Here is a 4,679-nt window from a genome sequence, read left to right as displayed (position 1 = left end):
TGCAGGGGGAGAATAGCGGGGAGCGGGGAGCGCCGAGCGCCGAGTGAGTTGCAGGTGGAGAATAGCGGGGAGCGGGGAGCGCCGAGCGCCGAGTGAGTAGGCCTTGAGCAGTGGGGAATCATGACGACAGGATTTTATCAGACACTTTTGATGGTAGCTGCGGCCGTCGTTGTGATTAATATCCCTTTTGGGTTCTGGCGGGACAGTGTCCGGAGATTTTCATTGAGATGGATTCTGGCGATCCATTTACCCGTGCCTATGGTGATTGGACTCCGGTTGGTGTCTCACCTGGGTTGGCAGTTAAGTACTTTCCCTGTGTTGATCGGATCATTCTTTTTGGGCCAATTCCTTGGCGGGCGCCTGCACCGGTGGTGGGGAAAGCAATAATGATGCAGGCGCGCGATCCCTTGCGCGCCGTTGTGGTCAAGGGGCCGCGTGCCCAAGATCATGAAAAAACAATCATGAGAAAGTTAATTATTCTTTAACAGTATTTTGAATTTGGCGTAGGCGTCGGTCCAGCGGGCTTCGTCCTGAGGCTTGTACTCGCGGATCGGGAAAGCTTCGCGAATTAACGGCTGGGCATCGTGCATGGATTTGATGAGGCCCAGACCCATGGCTTGGACCATGCAGTTGCCAATGGCGGTGGCTTCTTCCGGACCTGCCAATACCGGCAGGCCAATCGCGTTGGCTGCATATTGGTTGAGCATGGTGTTTTTGGAACCCCCGCCCACAATATGAACCACCTTGTTCGGAGTTCCTGAGACCCTGGCGATGATGTCGTTCACATACCGATATTTCATGGCCAGACTTTCGTACACCACCCGAAGCGTGGTGCCGCGATCCTTGGGGACGGTTTGGCCGGTTCGACGGCAAAACTCAATGATGGCTGCCTGCATGTCTTGCGGGTTGTAAAAGCTTTCATCATCCGGGTCAACGAAAGCCGTAAAGGACGGGGCTTCCTTGGTCCAGCGATTCATTTCTTCCCACGTGAGGTCACTGCCATCGGATTGTTTCCAACCGCGCTTGAGTTCCTGAATCAGCCAGGTTCCCATGCAATTACGAAGCAGGCGAACATTGCCGATGCCGCCTTCGTTGCTGAGGTTGTTCGCCAGGGCTTCCTTCGTGGTGATTGCCTCAGGAATCAGTTTCCCGACCAGAGACCAGGTCCCGGAGCTGATGATCAGCGCTTCTGCGGGATTATCCACGGGTGCTGCCGCAAAGGCACTGGCGGTGTCGTGTCCGCCTACCGCGATCAGCTGGGCACGGTTGAGTCCGACGGATGTCGCCAGTTCTGCGTACAACGTTCCGGTAATCGTGCCGGGCGGAACAATGGGCGGCATGATTGCGGCGGGGATCTTGAGTTTGCGCAGGATTTCAGGGCTCCACGTTTTAGTGTGGGCGTCCATGAGTTGTGTGACGCTGGCAAAGGTCGAATCCACCGACTTCACGCCTCCCAGAAAATAATAGAAGAGGGTGGGGGCGGGCAGATAATATGAGCCTGCCTTGAGGGTTTTTCCGCGGTTAAGCATGAACCAGTGGAGCTGGTTGCTCACGTTGAAAGGTTGAAAGTGAATGCCGGTTAACTGATAGGCTTTTTTTGCTCCTACCTTGGCTTTTACTTTCTCGATCATCGTGTCGAGCCGGTGATCGCGATAGGCGTAGAGCTTTCCAAGCGCATCACCCTCTGCGGTCATCATCTGGCCATCGGCCCCCCAGGTATCGATACCAATCCCGTCCAGAGTGTCTGAAATCGTCCGGCGATATTCTCTGAGCCCTTTGACCAGGTTCTGGTAGAGGAGCACATCATCCCAGTACGTGCGCTCTGTGACTGTTCCCTTTGAATCGGGAATGAAAAACGACACGGATTCATGTGCGAATCGGTGGATCTCATGAAGGCGGAAGGTTCCGCCCTCAAAAATTCCAGCAAAACATTTGCCGCCTGATGCCCCGAAATCACCCGCAAAAACCCGTGTTGTTTTCATATTCACTGCCCTCTATTCACTGCTCACTGCTCACTGCCCACTGCCCACTGCCCCCTGCCCCCTGGGTTACACCCCGGCCTGACTGCGACGAATATGATCCTGATTGCTGCAGTCGCGAGTGACGGTATAGTCCTTCAACGGCTGGATATGCTCGTGTACGGCATCAATGATGTCGCATTCGAACGGGAAGAAGGCATCCTCAACCTCGTCCTGCGGGGTGATCCAGTTGCGGGCACCCACCACAACCGGCGGAGCATCCAACTCATCAAACGCGAACTGACTGATCTTGTTCGCCATCGTATGTAGGAAACTGCCACGCTCGCAGGCGTCGCTCGCCAGCAAGATGCGGCGTGTCTTCTTCACCGATTCGATCACCTTCTCGTAATTGAACGGAACCACTGAGCGGGCGTCAATGACCTCGCAGGATATCCCGTACTTCGCCTCCAACGTTTTGGCGGCTTCCAGAGCCCGGTAGAGGGTGGCGCCGATAGTCAGAATGGTCAGGTCTTTCCCGGCCTTCTTGACATCCGGTTCCCCAAACGGAATCTCGTAGTAATCCGCCGGCACACCGCCCTTGTGGAACTCTTCAGGGATGTCATAGATGCGCTGACTCTCGAAGAAGATCACCGGGTCCGTGCCCACCAGAGCTGAGTTCATCAGTCCCTTGGCGTCATAGGGCGTCGCCGGGAAGGCAATCTTCAAACCGGGGATGTGTGCCACTAATGCCACCCAGTCTTGACTGTGTTGTGCACCGTATTTGGAGCCTACCGACACGCGGACAGTGACCGGCATTTTGAGCACGCCGCCGGACATGGACTGCCACTTGGAAAGCTGGTTGAACAGCTCGTCCCCTGCGCGGCCCATGAAGTCGCAATACATCAGTTCCACCAGGGCGCGGCCACCTTCCAGGGCGTAGCCGACGGCGGTTCCAACAATCGCGGCTTCCGCGATGGGCGAGTTGAACAGCCGGTGGTACGGAAGCGCTTCGGTCAAGCCGCGATATACGGCGAACGCGCCACCCCAGTCACGGTTTTCTTCACCATAGGCCACCAGGGTCGGGTCGGTATAAAAGCGATGGATGATGGCTTCAAACAGGGCGTCGCGGAAGACCACACAGCGACTTTTAGACAACTTGTTTCCGGCTTCGTCAAAGGCTGATCGGCTGCGACCGGCCAGCTGCTTGACGCGGGGATTGTCCGCAAGCGCCATGAGGGTGTCGGGTTTTTCATCCGACATTTTCTCAACGCGCTGATTGGAGAACATGGTCTGTTCCAGCAGGCTGCCCTTTTTCTTCAGGTCTGCCCGGGGTGAGATCGTCAGATCGACCGCCTTCTGGTAGGCCCTGAAGATCAGGCTATCCACCTGCTCCTGCATCGTCTTCATATCGCCATCGGTGGCCACTTTAGCCTTTACGAGTTGGTCGGCAAAGGTGACCAGCGGATCAACCTGCTGCCACGCTTCGATTTCCGACTTCTCGCGATACGAGCTGGCATCGGAGGGCGAATGGCCGCTGTAACGGTAAGTGATGGTATCGAGAAGGACGGGGCCGTCACCGCGGGCCAGGATTTCCTTCTTGCGCCGGATGGCGTCAATCACGGCCAACGGATTGAAGCCGTCAACGCGTTCAGCGTGGAGTTGATCCGGACGGATACCGGCGCCGAGGCGGGCGAGAATCTTGAAGCCCATCGTTTCGCCAACGGGCTGGCCCCCCATGCCGTAGAAGTTGTTGAAGAAGTTCATGATCAGGGGCAGGCCGCCCCGGTGCGCGCCGTCCCACAGTTCTTTGAATTGATCCATCGTGGCGAAGCAAAGCCCTTCCCAGACCGGGCCGCAGGCCGCGGAGGCGTCGCCGATGTTACACACCACCACGCCGGGACGTCGGTTGACCTTTTTGAAGAGGGCCGCACCCACGGAAATGTCGCCCGAACCGCCGACGATGGCGTTGTTCGGATAAACGCCGAAAGGCGTGAAGAAGGCGTGCATCGAACCGCCCATACCCTTGTTAAAGCCAACGTCACGTCCGAAAATTTCGGCCAGTGCCCCGTAGATCAGAAAGTCCATGGCGAGCTCCTTCACGCTGCCATTAAAGCCTTTCTCCACCACGCGGAGGCAGGCGCCGTCGAAAAACGTCTTCATGATTTTCAGCAGCGAGTCATCATCCAGTTTCTGGATTGCAGACAGGCTCTTCGCCAGAATTTCGCCGTGACTGCGATGACTGCCATAGATGTGGTCATCCACACCCAGCAGATAAGCCTGGCCTACAGCCGCAGATTCCTGGCCGATGGAAAGATGGGCGGGCCCGCGGTGATTGTAGGCAATTCCCTTGTAGGCACCCTGCAACTTGACTTCGTTCAACATCGTCTCGAAGCCCCGGATAATCACCATGTCACGTTGGATGCGCTTCAGTTCATCCTTTCCGAACTGCTTCAACTCATCCTTGACCGTTTTGTTGTACTGGTTCACCGGGATCGGTTGGAATTCAACAAACCCCGCTTTACGCACGTCGTCCGGCATGATCATCTGATGTTTAGGCATATACTTTATTTCCTTTTCTATTTTATCGTGGAACCTGAATTCTGACTTCTAAATGGTTTACTGCTCACTGCTCACTGCCCACTGCCCACTGCCCACTGCTCACTGCTCACTGCTCACTGCTCACTGCCCACTGCCCACTGACTTCCGGCGCCACTAGCGACA

Annotated in this window: 3 protein-coding genes; 1 reads left to right on the top strand and 2 read right to left on the bottom strand. The window is 56.2% G+C overall.

Features of this window, described 5'->3' with window-relative positions; genetic code table 11:
• Positions 1–120: 120 nt before the first annotated feature.
• Complete coding sequence (locus WCI03_15015) at positions 121–387, top strand: hypothetical protein (protein ID MEI8141162.1); 267 nt, start codon at positions 121–123, stop codon at positions 385–387.
• Between the two features lie 83 nt (positions 388–470).
• Here WCI03_15015 and WCI03_15010 read toward each other — a convergent pair whose 3' ends face one another.
• Both WCI03_15010 and WCI03_15005 read right to left on the bottom strand, forming a co-directional pair.
• The gene (locus WCI03_15010) at positions 471–1,982 is read right to left on the bottom strand and encodes an FGGY-family carbohydrate kinase (protein MEI8141161.1); all 1,512 of its coding nucleotides are present in this window, start codon (positions 1,980–1,982) and stop codon (positions 471–473) included.
• 66 nt (positions 1,983–2,048) lie between these two features.
• Positions 2,049–4,517 carry a thiamine pyrophosphate-dependent enzyme gene (locus tag WCI03_15005; GenBank protein MEI8141160.1) on the bottom strand — a complete coding sequence of 823 codons (2,469 nt, stop codon included), beginning with the start codon at positions 4,515–4,517 and terminating at the stop codon, positions 2,049–2,051.
• Positions 4,518–4,679: the final 162 nt, after the last annotated feature.

Source organism: bacterium, from assembly GCA_037143175.1.
Lineage (GTDB): Bacteria > Verrucomicrobiota > Kiritimatiellia > CAIKKV01 > CAITUY01 > JAABPW01.
Note: the sequence above shows the minus strand (reverse complement) of the source record. Positions and strands in the feature narration are given on the sequence as shown.

Bases quoted from the DNA above. Each gene is read 5' to 3' on its own strand.
- WCI03_15015 (MEI8141162.1), top strand. From the start codon at position 121: ATGACGACAGGATTTTATCAGACACTTTTGATGGTAGCTGCGGCCGTC.
- WCI03_15005 (MEI8141160.1), bottom strand. From the start codon at position 4,517: ATGCCTAAACATCAGATGATCATGCCGGACGACGTGCGTAAAGCGGGG.
- WCI03_15010 (MEI8141161.1), bottom strand. From the start codon at position 1,982: ATGAAAACAACACGGGTTTTTGCGGGTGATTTCGGGGCATCAGGCGGC.